20 protein-coding genes and 3 tRNA genes are annotated in these 16,869 nt (G+C 53.0%); 8 read left to right on the top strand and 15 right to left on the bottom strand.

From position 1 onward, the window contains the following. Positions 1-273 precede the first annotated feature (273 nt). The 7 genes from rplI to CKV94_RS01990 form a co-directional block, all read right to left on the bottom strand. The gene (gene rplI, locus CKV94_RS02020; RefSeq protein WP_003822342.1) at positions 274-726 is read right to left on the bottom strand and encodes a 50S ribosomal protein L9; all 453 of its coding nucleotides are present in this window, start codon (positions 724-726) and stop codon (positions 274-276) included. Between the two features lie 19 nt (positions 727-745). After that, positions 746-976, bottom strand: coding sequence for a 30S ribosomal protein S18 (gene rpsR, locus CKV94_RS02015; protein WP_003822340.1), 231 nt, complete (start codon positions 974-976; stop codon positions 746-748). Positions 977-981: 5 nt separating this feature from the next. Beyond that, positions 982-1,278 (bottom strand): primosomal replication protein N, encoded by a 297-nt coding sequence (priB, locus tag CKV94_RS02010; RefSeq protein WP_003822339.1) that lies wholly within the window; start codon positions 1,276-1,278, stop codon positions 982-984. A gap of 10 nt (positions 1,279-1,288) precedes the next feature. Further along, positions 1,289-1,663 carry a 30S ribosomal protein S6 gene (rpsF, locus tag CKV94_RS02005; protein WP_003822338.1) on the bottom strand — a complete coding sequence of 125 codons (375 nt, stop codon included), beginning with the start codon at positions 1,661-1,663 and terminating at the stop codon, positions 1,289-1,291. Between the two features lie 250 nt (positions 1,664-1,913). Next, positions 1,914-1,989, bottom strand: a tRNA-His gene (locus tag CKV94_RS02000). Between the two features lie 11 nt (positions 1,990-2,000). After that, a tRNA-Arg gene (locus CKV94_RS01995) sits at positions 2,001-2,077 on the bottom strand. Between the two features lie 38 nt (positions 2,078-2,115). Beyond that, a tRNA-Pro gene (locus CKV94_RS01990) sits at positions 2,116-2,193 on the bottom strand. A 393-nt stretch (positions 2,194-2,586) separates the two neighbouring features. Here CKV94_RS01990 and folD point away from each other — a divergent pair. After that, positions 2,587-3,450: a bifunctional methylenetetrahydrofolate dehydrogenase/methenyltetrahydrofolate cyclohydrolase FolD gene (folD, locus tag CKV94_RS01985; RefSeq protein ID WP_003822335.1), complete on the top strand. Its 864-nt coding sequence runs from the start codon at positions 2,587-2,589 to the stop codon at positions 3,448-3,450. Positions 3,451-3,570: 120 nt separating this feature from the next. Here folD and CKV94_RS01980 read toward each other — a convergent pair whose 3' ends face one another. Continuing rightward, a complete protein-coding gene (locus CKV94_RS01980) occupies positions 3,571-3,948 on the bottom strand; it encodes a hemerythrin domain-containing protein (protein WP_003822334.1) in 378 nt (125 codons plus the stop codon). Between the two features lie 127 nt (positions 3,949-4,075). Between CKV94_RS01980 and hemC the strand changes: the two genes are divergently transcribed. From hemC to CKV94_RS01960, 4 genes are all read left to right on the top strand, one after another. Further along, a complete protein-coding gene (gene hemC / locus CKV94_RS01975; protein ID WP_003822333.1) occupies positions 4,076-5,014 on the top strand; it encodes a hydroxymethylbilane synthase in 939 nt (312 codons plus the stop codon). Between the two features lie 281 nt (positions 5,015-5,295). Next, positions 5,296-5,811 carry a CPCC family cysteine-rich protein gene (locus CKV94_RS01970; protein ID WP_003822330.1) on the top strand — a complete coding sequence of 172 codons (516 nt, stop codon included), beginning with the start codon at positions 5,296-5,298 and terminating at the stop codon, positions 5,809-5,811. A gap of 48 nt (positions 5,812-5,859) precedes the next feature. Continuing rightward, positions 5,860-6,663 carry a tetratricopeptide repeat protein gene (locus tag CKV94_RS01965; RefSeq protein WP_003822329.1) on the top strand — a complete coding sequence of 268 codons (804 nt, stop codon included), beginning with the start codon at positions 5,860-5,862 and terminating at the stop codon, positions 6,661-6,663. 199 nt (positions 6,664-6,862) lie between these two features. Next, positions 6,863-7,708, top strand: a complete 846-nt coding sequence (locus CKV94_RS01960) for a leucine-rich repeat domain-containing protein (protein ID WP_003822328.1) — start codon at positions 6,863-6,865, stop codon at positions 7,706-7,708. 191 nt (positions 7,709-7,899) lie between these two features. Here the strand turns inward: CKV94_RS01960 and lolD are convergent, their stop codons facing one another. The 5 genes from lolD to CKV94_RS11045 form a co-directional block, all read right to left on the bottom strand. Continuing rightward, entirely contained in the window at positions 7,900-8,580 is a 681-nt protein-coding gene (lolD, locus tag CKV94_RS01955; RefSeq protein ID WP_003822327.1) for a lipoprotein-releasing ABC transporter ATP-binding protein LolD, read from the bottom strand. Continuing rightward, positions 8,573-9,823, bottom strand: a complete 1,251-nt coding sequence (locus tag CKV94_RS01950; RefSeq protein WP_003822326.1) for a lipoprotein-releasing ABC transporter permease subunit — start codon at positions 9,821-9,823, stop codon at positions 8,573-8,575. Before CKV94_RS01950 ends, lolD begins: the two co-directional genes overlap by 8 nt. A 356-nt stretch (positions 9,824-10,179) precedes the next feature. Beyond that, positions 10,180-10,335, bottom strand: coding sequence for a 50S ribosomal protein L33 (rpmG, locus tag CKV94_RS01945; protein WP_003822324.1), 156 nt, complete (start codon positions 10,333-10,335; stop codon positions 10,180-10,182). A 25-nt stretch (positions 10,336-10,360) separates the two neighbouring features. Next, complete coding sequence (rpmB, locus tag CKV94_RS01940; protein WP_035579964.1) at positions 10,361-10,594, bottom strand: 50S ribosomal protein L28; 234 nt, start codon at positions 10,592-10,594, stop codon at positions 10,361-10,363. A 240-nt stretch (positions 10,595-10,834) separates the two neighbouring features. Further along, positions 10,835-11,119, bottom strand: a complete 285-nt coding sequence (locus CKV94_RS11045) for a hypothetical protein (RefSeq protein ID WP_003822320.1) — start codon at positions 11,117-11,119, stop codon at positions 10,835-10,837. 331 nt (positions 11,120-11,450) lie between these two features. Between CKV94_RS11045 and CKV94_RS01935 the strand changes: the two genes are divergently transcribed. From CKV94_RS01935 to CKV94_RS01925, 3 genes are all read left to right on the top strand, one after another. Beyond that, a complete protein-coding gene (locus tag CKV94_RS01935; protein WP_003822319.1) occupies positions 11,451-11,996 on the top strand; it encodes an RNA 2'-phosphotransferase in 546 nt (181 codons plus the stop codon). Between the two features lie 277 nt (positions 11,997-12,273). Further along, complete coding sequence (locus tag CKV94_RS01930; protein WP_003822318.1) at positions 12,274-13,023, top strand: GNAT family N-acetyltransferase; 750 nt, start codon at positions 12,274-12,276, stop codon at positions 13,021-13,023. Between the two features lie 21 nt (positions 13,024-13,044). After that, positions 13,045-13,845: a lysophospholipid acyltransferase family protein gene (locus tag CKV94_RS01925; protein ID WP_003822317.1), complete on the top strand. Its 801-nt coding sequence runs from the start codon at positions 13,045-13,047 to the stop codon at positions 13,843-13,845. A 274-nt stretch (positions 13,846-14,119) separates the two neighbouring features. On the opposite strand, the gene CKV94_RS01920 is transcribed toward CKV94_RS01925, so the two are convergent. Both CKV94_RS01920 and dnaX read right to left on the bottom strand, forming a co-directional pair. Continuing rightward, the gene (locus CKV94_RS01920; RefSeq protein ID WP_003822314.1) at positions 14,120-14,461 is read right to left on the bottom strand and encodes a YbaB/EbfC family nucleoid-associated protein; all 342 of its coding nucleotides are present in this window, start codon (positions 14,459-14,461) and stop codon (positions 14,120-14,122) included. Positions 14,462-14,514: 53 nt separating this feature from the next. Then, positions 14,515-16,779: a DNA polymerase III subunit gamma/tau gene (gene dnaX / locus CKV94_RS01915; RefSeq protein WP_003822312.1), complete on the bottom strand. Its 2,265-nt coding sequence runs from the start codon at positions 16,777-16,779 to the stop codon at positions 14,515-14,517. Positions 16,780-16,869: the final 90 nt, after the last annotated feature.

Genomic DNA, 16,869 nt, shown 5'->3' with positions numbered 1-16,869 from the left:
TATATAAGCGGCTATTTGAAGGGCTGGTTGTAGCGTAGTTAAGATTCAAAATATAGTTATCCGAAAAGGTATGGGACAAGATGGTGGGCTTGTATTGTTTTTATTTGGATGATTATGTAACTAGAGCCCTTCTTGTGTACCAAGTTGAGTTGTTCTAGTGCAACGTCCCCCGTTTACTGTTTGCATGGACAGATGATTGCTCAGCCATAATGGGAAAAAGGCTACCTGAAATATTCAGGTAGCCTTTTTGTTGCTGCAGACAACAGCGTAGGTTTATTCCGCAGTCGGTACAACAACCACAGTAATATTGGCCACGGCATCGGTATGCAGGGCGATTTCGATTTCGTATTCGCCAACTGTCTTGAACGGGCCATTGGGCAGGCGTACGTTAGCTTTAGCAGCTTCTACACCAAATGCACGGATAGCTTCAGCGATGTCGGCGTTGGTTACAGAACCGAACAGACGGCCATCCACGCCAGCTTTTTGTGCGATGGTGATAGATTGGCCTTCCAGTTTGGCCTGGCGAGCCTGTGCATCGGCCAGAATTGCAGCTTGACGAGCCTCGAGCTCAGCACGGCGGGCTTCGAAATCGGCCAGGGCAGCTTCGGTAGCGCGCTTGGCTTTGCCTTGCGGAATTAGGAAGTTACGGGCATAGCCATTTTTTACGGTTACTACATCGCCCAGATTGCCCAAGCCACCAATTTTTTCTAACAGAATGATTTGCATAATATAAATTCTCCGTTAATTATTTGTGTTGGTCGGTGTAGGGCAGCAGAGCCAGGAAACGGGCACGTTTTACGGCCACAGACAGCTGGCGCTGATAGTGAGCTTTGGTGCCAGTAATACGGGCGGGGATGATTTTGCCGTTTTCAGAAATGAAATCTTTCAGCAAATCAACTGATTTGTAATCTACTTGTTTGATGCCTTCTGCAGTAAAGCGGCAGAATTTTCTACGTTTAAATGTTTGACGAGCCATCTCATTCAACCTTTATTTTCAATAATTGTCTGTATATGCAATATGGGGCGACGGTATTTTTGGCTGTAAGCTGCAAGAAATCCGGATATATCCACCATACTGCCTGCTTTGTATTGCCAGAGTTTTGCCTGTTCGCCGATTAATTTCGCCTGGAGTTCAAACCGGGCGAGATAGGGTTCACCTGCTTCTGTCTGCCACGATTCATGCTCTAGCATCAATCCCAATACGGCTATGCCGGCCGGGGTGTAGCGCAAGGTGTCGGCATCTTTGATGCGGGCGGTAAGGCTTACAGTATTGTTCAAAATCTCACGCTTAGGCTTCGACAGCAGCTTCTTCCTGAGGCTGGCCGTTCAGCAGGTTTTTGGATTTTTCTTCCTTCATCATGGGAGAAGCTTCAGTAACGGCTTCATCCATTTTGATAGTCAGGTGGCGCAATACGGCGTCGTTGAAGCGGAAACCGGTTTCCAGCTCTTCGATGGCAGCCGGGGTGCACTCGATATTCATCAGCACGTAGTGTGCTTTGTGCAGCTTGTTGATGGGGTAGGCCAATTGGCGGCGACCCCAGTCTTCCAAGCGGTGAATGTGGCCGCCAGACTCGGTAATCAGGGTTTTGTAACGTTCAACCATAGCGGGCACTTGCTCGCTCTGGTCGGGATGAACGATAAATACAATCTCGTAATGACGCATGTTATCTCCTTATGGCTAAATACAGCCCGCCGTCATGCGGAAACAGCGGGCAAGGGGTGGAAAACGCGGCATTATATCGGCAAAATACAGCGTAAGCAAGCATTTGCTGAGTAGGGCGTGGTGACTAGCTTGGTATGTGTGCAATATTTCACACCGTTAACACAGGCTACCTGAAAAAGAAGATTCAATGGCTTGCAGATAAGCTTTGGGATACAAAAAACCCGTATGCCGAAGCATACGGGTTTCAATTTGGGGTGGCTGATGGGGCTCGAACCCACGACAACCGGAATCACAATCCGGGGCTCTACCAACTGAGCTACAGCCACCATAAAACTTTTGGCGCGCCCGACAGGAATCGAACCTGTAACCGCCCGCTTAGAAGGCGGGTGCTCTATCCGGTTGAGCTACGGGCGCTCTACCTATCCTGTCGTTCACAATTTTTCGGAGAACTTTGGTCGGGGCGGTGGGATTCGAACTCACGACCCTCTGCTCCCAAAGCAGATGCGCTAACCAGACTGCGCTACGCCCCGATAAGAAAGGCGAATTCTACTCATACTGCTTTTACCCTGTCAAGCAAGTAATGCAAAATTAAATATCAGGTTTGATTTGTTTGTATTGTTTTATGATAAAAAAACAGTATGTTAATTGAAGATATGCTTGCGCAACATCAGTACATATATACATAAGAAGTTTACATGGCCAAAGCCTCTTCCAATCTAAAAGTGTTATGAACAACATGCTATAATGGCCAAGCCAATAATCGTTGAAATCTCAGCAAAATAGCCGGCTGTAGCATATGTTGCTGCGTAAAGTGTTTTTATTTTTTATCAATAGATTAATACATGATTTAATTTTTACCCGAGGCAGCCATCCAGCCCGTCCATTTTACTTCCCCACCCAACCCGACAGAAAAGGAACAGCCTATGACAGCCCAGATTCTCGATGGTAAAGCCGTTGCTAACGAACGTCTGCTGAAACTTGCCGACAAAGTGGTCGAGCGGCGCAAACAAGGCTTGCGCCCCCCGTGTTTGGCTGTTTTGCTGGTTGGTAGTGATCCTGCCAGTGTTGTGTATGTGAACAACAAAAAAATTGCCTGTGAAAAGGCTAGTTTCGACTCCCGTTCCTACGAATTGGCAGCGTCCACTACCGAAGAAGAGCTGCTGCAACTGATTGACGAACTCAATGCCGCCCCTGATGTGGACGGTATTTTGGTGCAGCTGCCTTTGCCGGCACACATTAACAGCCAATCAGTTATCGAGCGCATCCAGCCGGATAAAGACGTGGACGGCTTCCATCCTTACAACGTTGGCCGCTTGGCCGTGAAAATGCCGCTGATACGCCCATGCACACCTAAGGGCGTGATGACCTTATTGGAAACTTACGGCGTGGAGCTGCGCGGCAAAAAAGTGGTGATTGTGGGTGCATCCAATATTGTCGGCCGCCCGCAGGCGCTGGAAATGCTGCTGGCCGGTGCCACGGTTACCGTATGCCACCGCTTCACCGTAAACTTGGAGCATGAAGTTTCTGAAGCCGATGTAGTGGTAGTGGGCGTGGGCAAACCCAAGCTGATTCAGGGCAGCTGGATTAAATCCGGCGCTGTGGTGGTGGATGTTGGCATCAACCGGTTGGCAGACGGTACGCTCTGTGGTGATGTGGATTTTGAAGCCGCCAAAGAACGCGCTTCCATGATTACCCCTGTTCCCGGCGGCGTAGGCCCGATGACCATCGCCACCCTGCTGGAAAACACCTTCTACGCAGCCACTCTGCACGACCAACCGGCAGCCTAAGCGCATATCGGGTGCACAATAAAGGGCAAACAGCTATATCGACTGTTTGCCCTTGTTTTTCTAAATGATATAACCACCAAAAGGCTACCTGAAACCCTACTGGGCAAGCCACACAATATTTCAGGTAGCCTCTCCCTCTTCACCTAAGATTTCCTGAAACGCTTGAAATAGCTCACGCTCTTCAAAACGTGCATGGCCGCGCAGGGTTTCGGCAAACATTTTCATCCAATCGGGATTGTCGAACTCGGGCGCTGCCAGCATTCGGCGCAACAGCGCATGTTCTTCCTCAAAACGCCGTTGCATGGCCGGCTGTGCCAATTTATTCCACCACGGCGCAAACAGCGCTTCCTCTTCGGCAAAATGCGCCAGCAAATCATCTTTCTGCTTGGCAAAATCGGCACGGTGATCGGCGGCAGGATCGCGCAGGATACGGGCACACATGGCCAGCGAGTGGTGGTGGTCTTGCGACAGCGGAATCAATAAGGGATGGCGTTTCATTTTTCAGGTAGCCTGATGTGGTTAAACAATGGCCGGATTATATAGCGGGCAGCGCAAAACGCCCACAAACACGCCGCCATTTCATGATAGACTGCCCGCCGTTTGCCATTCCGTTTTCCTAATTGAAATGATCCCGCACAAACTTGTTATCGCCAGCCGCGAAAGCGCCCTCGCCATGTGGCAGGCCGAACACATCCAATCCCGCCTGCGTACGCTCTATCCCGGCTGCGAAGTATCCATCCTCGGCCTCACCACCCAAGGCGACCGCATCCTCGATAAAACCCTCTCCAAAATCGGCGGCAAAGGCCTGTTTGTGAAAGAGCTCGAACAAGCCCTATCCGACGGCCGCGCCGACCTTGCCGTACACTCTATTAAAGACGTGCCGATGGTATTGCCCGAAGGCTTTGCCCTGGCCGCCATCTGCGAACGCGAAAGCCCGTTTGATGCCTTCGTTTCCAACAACTACCAGCGGCTTGAAGACCTGCCCGCCGGCGCCGTTGTCGGCACGTCCAGCCTGCGCCGCGAAGCCCAGCTACGCGCCCGTTTCCCGCAGCTTCAGGTAGCCCCTTTGCGCGGCAATGTGCAAACCCGCCTTGCCAAACTCGACCAGGGCGACTACGCCGCCATCATCCTGGCCGAAGCCGGCCTCAAACGCCTCGGCCTCACCCAGCGCATCCGCCACACCCTCTCCCCCGCCGACAGCCTGCCCGCCGCCGGCCAAGGCGCGCTCGGCATCGAAATCGCCGCGCACCGCAGCGAACTGCTACCCCTGCTCGCCCCCCTGAACCACGCCCAAACCGCCGCCTGCGTTACCGCCGAACGTGCCCTCGCCCGCGCGCTGGGCGGCAGCTGCCAAGTGCCGCTGGCCGCCTACTGCACCAAGCAAGACGGCCTGCTCACCCTGCACGGCCTGGTCGGCCATCCTGACGGCTCCGTCATCCTGAGAGAAGAAGCCCAAGCCCCGCGCGAATACGCCGATGCCCTCGGCCGCGCCGTCGCCAAGAAACTGGCCGACAACGGCGCCCAAGAGCTCATCGCCGCCGTGCTGGCCGAGCAGGCCACCTGAAAAAGTATAGTGAATTAAATTTAAACCAGTACAGCGTTGGCTCGCCTTGCCGTACTATGTGTACTGTCTGCGGCTCGCCGCCTTGTCCTGATTTTTGTTAATCCACTATAGAAATCAACCCGAACGGCATCAGGGCAGTATTTCAATAAAAGCAAAACAAATGCCCTCCAAACGTTTTCAGGTAGCCTGTGTTTGAGGCTACATGAAAACGCAATTTGCAACGAAATTATGATTTTATATGCTATTTATCTAGTATCAAACACCTCAAAGCGATTGACCACATGGTAATAGACCGCGAACAAGCCATGCGCCAACTGGCCGAACACGAAATCAGCCAACTCTCTGACGAACAAAAGCTCAATCTGGTTTTGGATTATTGGTATTTGTTTGAAGACTTTGACCTCAGCCACGAATTAAAATTCTTTCTCGCCAACCATGAAGCCGAAAGCCTAACCGAATACACCGATTTTTTCCGCCTCATCGTCCTTATTGGATTGGCGGATAAATGTAAAATATTCAACAACAAATACCTAGCCGAAGAATTAAAACGTTATACTCAAAACGAATTTCAAGTAAGCGGCAACGAAAAACAAACCTTATCCCCTTGCCCCTGCTGCTCGTTTTATTCCCTCAGTCCTCCAACGGATTACGCTGTTTGCCCGATTTGCCAATGGGAAAACGACGGCACGGCCGGCGAGCAATACTCCGCCATCAACCGCGGCACACTCAGCCGCTATCGGGAAAACTTCCTGAAAAAGCATTCAAAAAGCCCACTACAAACCAAATACATTTTGTAAACGGTTCTACACAGAGGCCGTCTGACTCTCCCCAGAAAGGCAGAAACCATGAAACCTAAATCACTCTACCGCGCCGCCCTGCTCGAATACCTCTTTTATGCCTCCTTAACCGCCGATCCTGCCGAAGCCAGCGCCGCCTACCGCACCTACCGCCAACTTGCCAGAAAAGGCTGTCCCGACGGCTGGTTCGGCCTCGGCCGCGCCCGCCAGTACGGCTACGGCGTCAAGCCAAATCCCGCCAAGGCCGAAAAATACTACCGCCGTGCCGCCAAACTCGGCCACGCCGAAGCACAGGAAGCCCTCGGCTGCCTATACGAATTTGCCGAAAAACCTGACTACCGCCGCGCCCGCAAATGGTACGCCCGCAACGCCGCCCAACGCAGCAGCGCCACCCCCGATGCAGCCTACCGCCTCGGTTACCTATATGAAAAAGGCCTCGGCGGTAAAAAAGACATCCAAATGGCCTGCCAGTTCTACCGCAAAGATGCCAAGGCTGGCCATCCCGATGCCCAACGCGCCCTCGGTTACTGCTACGAAAAAGGCCTAGGCCTGCCCGAAAACCATGCCAAAGCCCGCAAATGGTATGCCCGCGCCGCCCTGCAGGCCGATGCCACCGCCTGCAACAACCTAGGCTTCCTCTACCACAACGGCAAAGGCGTGCGCCGCAGCAAAAAACTGGCGGAGAAATGGTACAAACTCGCCGCCCGCGCGGGCAGCATCCTTGCCTTATCAAACCTCGGCGTTCTCTATGAAGACGCAGGCCGTCTGAAAAAAGCCGTCCGCTACTACCGTCGTGCTGCCGAGGCAGGCAACAAATATGCCGCCAAGCAATTGAAGCGGCTGGACAAATAAACACCGGCCGTTTTCAGACGGCCTTCTACAAAAAGGCCGTCTGAAAACAAAAAATCGGCAGGTACAGGTAGGATTTTGTCATCCGGCCTGCTCCTGCCGATTGCCGATTAAAGGGATTACAGCCGCCAGTTCAGTTTAAACATGATATTGTGCGGCATACCGTAAAAATTATAGGCACCATTGACGATTAGGTTGAATCATGCATTTACGTTTCTTTCCTGAAAATGCCACCTCGATAGAACATGCCGAAGTTATTCTCGAAAAGAATGATACCCTTGAGGACATTAAAGCATTTATGAATCAGCATCAATGCTTCAAACTATTCGTGTCGGGAGCCTTTGGATTCGATCAAGATAAATTACCGTTTGACGAACCGGCAGATTTTATTGAAGCCATCACCATCCAATGCAGTAAGATTCGAGATTTAACTCCGCTTTACTTTTTGAAAAATATCAAGAAAATCTGCTTAGAAGGAAATCCGGATATAAAAGGCGGATTGGATTTGCATCAGTTTCAGCATTTGGAGCGTGTGGATTTTTATGACAGCATAAAGAACATTACCGGCTTATTTGATCATAAAAATCTGAAAGCCGTTTATATTGAACCTAAGAAATTAAAATGCTTAAGCATTGAGGAAGAAAATCATACTATCGAACATCTTGGCTTGAGCAACAGCCATATTGCCGATATTGCTGATATACAAAAGTTGCCTGCACTTAAAAGCATTGAATTGGCATATTTGCCCAAAATAACCAATATTTCCTTCTTACTCCGCTGCAAGCAAATCAGTGAAATTCAAATCTGTTCATGCAAAAAGATTGAAAACTTAATCGAGACCTTGTCAAAGTTAGACAGCCTCACTTCCATTACGCTATGGAATCAAGGAAATATTGATACCATTCAGCCTTTTCGCTGTTTAAGCAAGCTACAAATAGTCAGGTTGTGGGAAGCAACAAAAATTCTTGATGGGAAAGTCAGTTTTCTTGATCAAATGCCTGATATGCAGCATTTGGAGATCAAAAGCTATGCTCATTACGATAAATAGCAGGTTAATTTAACCTCCGCCACTTTATTGCCTTGCAGGCTACCTGAAATGCTATCGGGGTAGGGTTTATGTTTATGCCTTTATTTCCTAAAATTGCAAAGGCTACCTGAAAATCGCCAAACTCTTTTGAGTTTGAGCTTTCAGGTAGCCTTTGTTATGCGCTAGGCGACTTGGATAGTTGTTGGATAGATTCAAACTCGCAAACAGCCGTCGTCCATAGTGAGCACGCGGTCGAAGCGTTTGGCCAGCTGCTCGTCGTGGGTGACCACGATGAGGGCGGTACCCAGCTCGCGTTTGAGTTCCAGCATCATTTCCAGCGCGTGGGTAGCGTTTTTACGGTCGAGGTTGCCGGTGGGCTCGTCGGCCAGCAGGCAGTCGGGCTTGGTTACCAGGGCGCGGGCGATGGCGGCACGTTGGCGTTCGCCACCGGAGAGTTCGCTTGGGCGGTGGGTCATGCGGCTGCCCAGGCCGACTTTTTCTAAAATTTCGGCAGCGGCCGCTTGTGCTTCGGCCCGGCTTTTGCGTGCCACCAACAGCGGCATCATCACGTTTTCCAGCGCGGAAAACTCGGGTAGCAGGTGGTGGAATTGGTAGACGAAGCCCAAATGGCGGTTGCGCAACTGGCCGATGGCCACCTGGGAGAGGCTGTTTAGGCCCTGGCCTTGGATTTTCACTTCGCCGCTGGTGGGCTTGTCCAGCCCGCCGAGGATGTGCAGCAGGGTGGATTTGCCGCTGCCAGAGGCGCCGATGATGCCGATGCCTTCGCCTGAGGCTACCTGAAAATCGATATTGCGCAGCACTTCCACTTTGAGGCTGCCGTCGTCGTAGGTTTTGCCAACGTTTTGGCATTGGATAACGGCTTCTTTATTCATAGCGCAAGGCCTCTGCGGGTTGGGTTTTGGATGCGCGCCAGCTGGGCAGCAGGGTGGCCACGAAGGAGAGGCCGAGGGAAATAGCAACAATCGCCAGCACGTCGGACAGCTTCACTTGCGAGGGCATGTAATCGATGAAATAGATGGCGGAAGTAACCAGCTTGCGGCCGGCCATTTGCTCGATGGCGGAAACGATAGCGCCCACGTTCAGCGCTACGGTTACGCCCAGCACTACGCCGATGGCGGTACCGACTACGCCCAAGAGCGTACCCTGTACCAGGAAAATCTTCATAATACCGCGTGGAGGCAGGCCGAGGGTGCGCAAAATGGCAATGGCGGCCTGCTTTTCGGTTACGGTCATGATGAGGGTGGAAATCAGGTTGATGGAGGCGACAAGGCTGATGAAGAACATGATGACGAACATCATCTTTTTCTCGACTTCCACGGCTTGGAAGTAGTCGCGGTTTTGGTAGGTCCAATCGAAGGCAGCGATACGGTTGCGCTGCTCGGCGGGCACGATGGTGGCGGTTACGTCGGGTGCGGTTTCCGGCTGAGAAAGGCGCAGCTGAATGCTAACATCGCCATCCCCGGCGCGATACAGGGTTTTGGCGTCTTCAATATGGATGATAGACAAGCTGTTATCTACAGCAAAAATGCCGGTGGAAACGGTGGAAGCCACAGTGAATTGCTTCATGCGCGGCACCATGCCCACCGGCGTAACGTTGCCTTCGGGCGAAATCAGAGTAACTTTTTCGCCCGGCTGCACGCCTAAGCGGTCGGCAATATCTTTGCCTAAAATCATTTCAAACTGGCCGGGTTTGAGCTGCTGATACAGCTCATTGGGCAGCTTTTCGCCGTATTCTGACACTTTCGGTTCTTCAGCCGGGTCGATCCCCTTTACCTGCACGCCCTGCACCTCGCCGGAATTGGCCAGCAGCGCCTGCCCGCTCACATAAGGTGCTACACCCAGCACGCGCGGGTTGGCTTGGGCGATTTTGGCCAGGCCCTGCCAAGTGTCACCCGGATCGGCCTGTAGATAGCTCATCTGCATGTGGGGGGTAACTTGCAGCAGCTGGCCGCGAATTTCTTTTTGAAAACCATTCATTACGGAAAGCACCACAATCAGCGCGGTTACGCCGGTGGCAATGCCGAGAATCGAGATGATGCTGATAACAGACATCAACCCGTTGCGTTTTTTGGCGCGCATATAGCGCAGGCCGATCCAAGTTTCTAAGGAAAGCATAGTGGAATGGGCTCCGCAGTCTGCCGAAGCAGGCTGCAATCGTGGGATTGGCGGGGTTTCAGGTAGCCTTTATCCGGCTAAAAATCACTTCATGCAGCATCAGTTCGCTTCATTTGCAAAATATGCTTCAGCAGTGTATTTGATACGGCAGCAAGGCACATACTACGCAAACTTGGGCAAGCATTAGATTTGCAAAAAGCGGCGCACAGTATACAGGCTCTTTGCCGGGCAGGGCATTGGTATTACGCGCATTTGCCCTATTTAACGGCAGATGTGCCCTTAGTGGGGCAGATATAGAAAACTGCATTCTCTGCCAAGCAGAAAATGCAGTCTGGGTAGAAAGTGTGGCTGAAGGATTATTTCAGCTTGGTTTCTTTGTAAACCACGTGCTTGCGGGCAACCGGATCGAATTTTTTGATTTCGAATTTGCCGGGGGTAGTCCGCTTGTTTTTGGTGGTAGTGTAGAAATGGCCGGTGCCGGCGCTGGATTCCAGCTTGATTTTATCGCGCATGACTCTAATTCCTTAAATAATGTGATTAGGCTTCGCCGCGTGCGCGCAGATCGGCCAGAACGGCATCAATGCCAACTTTGTCAATCAGACGCAAAGCCGCGTTGGAAACGCGCAAGCGCACCCAGCGGTTTTCGCTCTCAACCCAAAAACGGCGCGATTGCAGGTTCGGCAAAAAACGGCGCTTGGTTTTGTTGTTGGCGTGCGATACGTTGTTACCGGACATCGGCCGCTTTCCGGTTACTTTGCAAACTCGTGCCATGGTTAATTCTCCAAACTTCAAAAAATATTAGATAGAAACGAAACTTGCTTTATACCATAGAAAGCATTTCCGGTTCAAGTTTTATCGCGATGAAATTGGCGGATGTGCTGCTGGATACAACATCTTGCGGGCACCCCATCCTAAAGAGGTATAGTTAATCCTTCAGTTTATTGTTTCAAAAAACATTTGCTTTTGCTCGGTACGTTAATTTTCAGGTAGCCTTAATCGTGGGGCAATTATTTATCTTATGCAGTGGACGGCACTGGGCGCAACCCAGCCGGTATTGACACCAAAATAACGGTTGTAGTGATTAGGTTTACCACGCCATCTGACCAGCGTCCAGTTTTTACCATGATCATCGGGGCTGCGTTCAAACAGGGTAACATTTAGGTTAGCAGGCAGACTGCCTAAAATACGGCCGCCAGGCGTTTCACGTACTGGGGCAGCAGCGGCAATGCGGCAGCTTTCTGCATGGGTGGCAGCGGAAACTAGCGCAAACAGAACGAACAAGCTAAGGTGTTTCATTTTGAATCTCCCATGGTCAAGGACAATTAGGATACCTGAAAAATAGCCTATCTGGGTAGGTAATTAGTTAGATGCCCTGTTGTAACAAAGCAGAATTGAGGTAACTCTTGTTTTTCGCGGACGCAGCTTTGCAGATGCAGACGATCGTCTAATATTTCACTTTTCAATCATATAACTATAACGAAATTATAATTGAATTGGCTTGACATAAGGCCGAAAGGTAACCGTACTGAAGTAAAGCAAGACAACTCAATGCTGTAGCTGAATCTAAGTTAATTCGCTATAACACATACTTAAGACTCAACCAAACACTAAATTTAAAGGCAACACAATGGACAAATCAACTGCCGGCGTGAGCAAATTCCTCAGTTATATCCTGCGCCACCATCCCGAAGCCATCGGTTTGACGCTGGATGGTGAAGGCTGGGCAGATGTGGATGAGCTATTAACCCAGGCGGCGGCACACGGGCGCAATATCAGCCTGCCGCTATTGCATGAGGTGGTGGCTACCAATAATAAAAAACGGTTTACGCTGTCTGCCGATGGCGGCAAAATCCGTGCCGAGCAAGGGCATTCCACGGCACAAGTGGATATTGCCTACACCGAAACCGAGCCGCCGGAAATCCTGTATCACGGCACGGCGCAGCGTTTTGCCGAAGCTATTGAAGAGCAAGGCTTGTTGCCGGGCAGCCGGCATTATGTGCACTTGTCGGGCGATGTGGAGACGGCTGTGTCGGTGGGTAGCCGCCACGGCAAGCCGTTGGTGTTGGAAGTTCAGGCCGGGCTGATGCGTCAGCAGGGTTTTGTGTTTTATTTAACAGCCAATAAAGTGTGGCTGATTAAAGAAGTGCCGTCACAGTTTTTACGGCGAATGTAAGAGGCTACCTGAAAAATTTCTACTGCTCAGGCAGGCTTTCAGGTAGCCTGTTAGCTATGGATTAACAGGGCTCCCTGAAGGTACAAACTTTAACCTAGAGCAAACATTTGGCCGACAATATTCTTGAATAATCTAAGGCGTGCCATTTCGCTGTTGAGTAAAACCTTTGTTAAAATCCGCCATTTCCGCCGCACGAGCAAACAATCTACTTGCCACTTACGCCTTGTGGCTTTACAGTTCAGCCTGTGCGAAATGGCACGTTTTTCCGGAGTAACCCATGCAACAAATAAAAAACCAAGAATGGCTGCTGGTAGACGGCGGCAATCTTGAAGTGAGTGTAACCCGCGAAGCAGATGCCGTGGAAGAAGCGCAGCGCTTACGTTTCGACATCTTTGGCCGTGAGATGGGCGCCGGTATACACGGTGAAGACGGCCGCGATATCGACCGTTATGATGAATTCTGCCGCCATCTGATTGTGCGCGACAAAACCAGCGGCCGCATCATCGGCACCTACCGCTTGATCACCGAAGAAGCGGCCCAAGCTGCCGGCGGCTGGTATTCCGATTCGGAATTCGACCTCTCCCGCATTCGCCATATCCTGCCCAAAACTGTGGAGCTGGGGCGTGCCTGCGTACACAAAGACTACCGTACTGGTGGCACGATTTCGCTGCTGTGGATGGGTTTGATCAGTTTCATGCAAGCACATGGTCTGGAATACATGATCGGCTGTGGTAGCGTGCATGTGGACGACGGCGGACACTATGCCGCCAGTCTGTTTAACCAGCTCAAACAAACCCATTACTCGCCCGAGGAATATCGCGTATTCCCGAAAGTGCCGCTGCCGTTGAATGAACTGCGGCAGGATTTGGAAGTGGAAGCACCGCCTCTGATGAAGGGCTATCTGCGCGCCGGCGTATGGATTTGCGGCGAGCCGCATTGGGATAAGGATTTCGGCAGTGCCGATATGCTGGTGATGATGCCGATGGCCAATATCCATCCGCGTTATGCCAAACATTTTGTTAAATAAATCAGAAGACAAGGTTAGCTGATGCGTAGGCTCAGACTGATTGTCAGGCTATTTGGGGTGGCTGCCGTTTTGTTGTGGGGCTGCCTTCAGGTAGCCTTGTTTTTCGGCCGTGAAGATAAGGCCAAACGCCAATGGCGGATTCAACGCTGGTCGCGCCAGTGCATGAAAGTGTTTGGTACCAAGCTGACCGTGCACGGAGCGGAACGTTTTTTCGCCGAAGGTGGCCAGTTTATGGTGGGCAACCACATCTCCTGGCTGGATATTTTTCTCATCAACTCCGTGCAGGCTGTACGCTTTGTAGCCAAGCAAGAAGTGCGCGACTGGCCGGTAATCGGCTGGCTGGTGGCGCGAGTCGATACAGTATTCATCAAACGCGGCAACCGCCAATCATCACAGCAGGTGATGGATGTGCTGTTGCAGATTTTGTCGGAAAAGGATTACGCGGTTGTATTCCCCGAAGGAACAAGCACCGACGGGCGGGGCATCAAGCCATTTAAGAGCGGGCTATTCGATACCGCCATCATCGGCCAATATCCGGTGTGGCCGGTGTTGGTGTACTATCCAAATGAAGACGGCAGTCCGAACACGGATATGGCCTATTGCGGCGAAATCAGCTTGTGGGAATCGTTCTGCCGCATCCTGCCGCAAAAGCGCAGCGAAGGCGTGCTGTATTTTCTGGAACCGATTTCGCCGGAAGGCAAAACGCGGCAAGAGCTATGCGCCGCCGCCCAGGCGCAAATTGCGGCCAAGATGGGCGAACTGCGCGGCCTGCCACCCGAGAGCGTGGTGGAAGAAAAGGGTGCCGTGTTTGAGCGGACTTAATCTGTTGTGATGATTGTTGAGCCGTCCCGTTTGTTGGGACGGCTTTTTGTTTGATGGGTGGATTTGATTGGTGGCGGTATCCATTGTTTTGCATACTAGCTGGTGAGAGCTGTAGGCAGTACAGAAATATGGCGAGATGAGTTTCTATTGGAATGGCGATAAAACCTTTTCAGGTAGCCTTGGTAAGGCGATATGGAGGCTACCTGAAAACGGATGCAAGCCAAATACGAACCGGCTGCCTGACGAGTTCGGGCAGCCGGTGTTTATGTGTGGATTACTTGAAGAAGTTGTCCATGCCGGGGGGTAGGCCGAGGCCTTGGGTGAATTGCGACATATGCTGTTGGGCGGCGGCTTCTACTTTGCGGGTAGCATCGTTGAAGGCGGCGGCAATCAGGTCTTCCAGCATTTCTTTGTCGGAAGCGGCATCGGCGGCGAGGCTGTCGTCGATGTGCACGCGTTTAACGGCGTGGTGGCAGCTGAGGGTGATTTTCACCATGCCGCCGCCGGCTTCGCCTTCCACGGTGATGTTGGCCAATTCGGCCTGTGCCTGTTTCATTTTTTCCTGCATTTTTTGTGCCTGTTGCATCAGGTTGCCGAGGCCGGCTTTGTTGAACATGAGTGTGCTCCTATTTAAAGAGTGGGTGGGAATAAAAAAGTGCGGGAGCAGCCTTAGGTTTGGCTGTTTCCCTGCAATACAAGGCTTTCAGGCAGCCAGCGGGCGCCGAATAGATTGAGGATATCTTGCGCGGCGGAGTCTTGCTCCAGCAGGCTTTGTGCTTGATCGCGGGCAGCCTGGCGCAGGCGCTGTTGGCGCATGGCGGGAGTTTCGGCGGCGTTGCCGTCGGCCGGCCAATCGATGGTGCGGATGCTGACGGGATGGCCATAGGCGGCAGCCAGGTGCTGCTCAATGCGCTGGATGTGTTCGCGGCTGATGCTGACTTGCCCGGCTTCGGCCACGGCAAGGGTGAGCAGGTGTTGCTGCGGGTCGTAGCCGAGGCAGGCGGTGTGCTGGGCGCTCATTTGGGCGGCACCGATTTTGGGGGCGATGGCGGCGACGATGTGCGGCCAGGTGTCGGCATCGGGCAGGGGCAGGGCAGCCGTGCCGGTGTGTTCCGGGGTTTCGGCAGCGGCCGATTGGGCTTCGGTTTGCCCGTTTGGGCTCTGTAAAAATCCGCTTTGTTCGGTTTCAGGTAGTCTTTCGCTGCCTAATCCGGATTCGTTTCGGGATGCGGCATCATGTTTGTGCTGGGGCAGGCTGTCATTTTGGTTTCGGCTATGCGGAAACTCGTTTGCGGGGTTTTGGCTGGGCTCGGTTTCAGCTAGCCCTGAGCTTGGGGGGCTGTCGGGCTGCCGGGTTTCAAAACCGGCGGGCGGCGGGGCATCGTCCCACGGCGGGTTGCTTTCGAAGGCGGTAGGGACGGCTTCTGTCTGAGTAGGTTGCGGCTCGCTAGGGTAGGGGCGGCCGGGTTCGGCCAAACCGGGCGCAGGGTTGCCGGATGCGTTTGGGTTGGGCGAAAGCTCGTGCCGGCTGTTTGGACTGCCTGAAATATTTTCAGGTAGCCTTTCGGTATGGCGGGCAGCGGTGGCAGTTGCTTGCGGCAGGGGGTTGTTTTGCGAAAGCCTGCCGTTGTTGTTTGGGCTACCTGAAAAGCTGCCGTGTTCATTTTGGCTGTTATGCCCGCTTTCAGGTAGCCTTGGTTCGGCTTGGGCGGGAGGGGCTTCTGCTATATGGTTTTCAGCCAGTCTGGGGGGCTTATCCGGCTGCGGTGTGGCAGCCGGACGGGGCTTTGGGGCGGGGTCGTGCAGTTCGCTGCCGCTGATTTGGCTGCCTTCGGGCAGTTCGGCTGCGGCCAGGGGGGCGAATGCGAGCAGGCGCAGCAGGGTCATAACGAAGCCGGCGTATTCGTCGGGCGCGAGCGGCAGGTCTTGCTTGCCGTGGATAACACATTGGTAATACAGCTGGATTTGTTCGTCGCCCAGTTGGCCGGCGAGCTGTTGCAGGGTATCGCGCTCGGGGTCGTCTGCGGGCACGGCGGCGGGGATGGTTTTGATGAGGGCGAGCTTTTGCAACAGGAGGGCGAGCTCGCTCAAGGCGCTGTCGAAACCGATGGCGCGGCCGGCCATTTCCTGTGCGGTGGCGAGCAGGACGGCGCCGTCTTGGTTGGCGGCGGCTTGCAGTAGGGAATAAAGGTAGTGTTGGTCGACGGCGCCGATCATTTGGCGCACGTCGGCTTCGGTTACGCTGCCAGAACCCATGGCGATGGCTTGGTCGAGCAGGCTGAGCGCGTCGCGCATGGAGCCGGCGGCGGCACGGCCGAGCAGGGCGAGGGCGGGGGCTTCGTAGGGGATTTGTTCGCTGGTCAGAACGTGCGCAAGGTGCTGCGATACCTGCTGGGCGGTCATGTTGCGCAGCACGAATTGCAGGCAGCGGCTGAGCACGGTAACGGGCACTTTGTGCGGGTCGGTGGTGGCCAGGATGAATTTGACGTGTTCGGGCGGCTCTTCCAGCGTTTTGAGCATGGCGTTGAACGCGCTTTTGGAGAGCATGTGCACTTCGTCGATGATATAGACTTTGTATTTGCCGGCGGTGGGAGCGTATTGGGCGTTTTCCAGCACTTCGCGGATGTTGTCGATGCCGGTGTTGGAGGCGGCGTCGATTTCCAGCAGATCCACAAACCGCCCGGCGTCGATGTCGCGGCAGGATTGGCATTGTCCGCAAGGCTCGCCTTCGTGCGGGGTTTCGCAGTTGAGGCTTTTGGCGAGGATGCGGGCGATGGTAGTTTTGCCCACGCCCCTCGTGCCGGTAAGCAGATAGGCGTGGTGCAGGCGGCCTTTGCCCAGGGCGTTTTGCAGGGCTTTGACAACGTGTTCCTGCCCGACTAAATCGGCAAAGGTTTTGGGGCGCCACTTGCGGGCGAGAACTTGGTAGGCCATGTGGGATGCTTTGATGGGGTTGTTCGGGCGCACGGATGCGCGGGGGCGCGCATGGTGGTGCTAAAGGTGGTATTTTAGCATTATCGCCGC

This window comes from Eikenella corrodens, assembly GCF_900187105.1.
Lineage (GTDB): Bacteria > Pseudomonadota > Gammaproteobacteria > Burkholderiales > Neisseriaceae > Eikenella > Eikenella corrodens.
The sequence above is the reverse complement of the archived record's forward strand: the minus strand, read 5'-3'. Positions and strand labels throughout refer to the sequence as shown.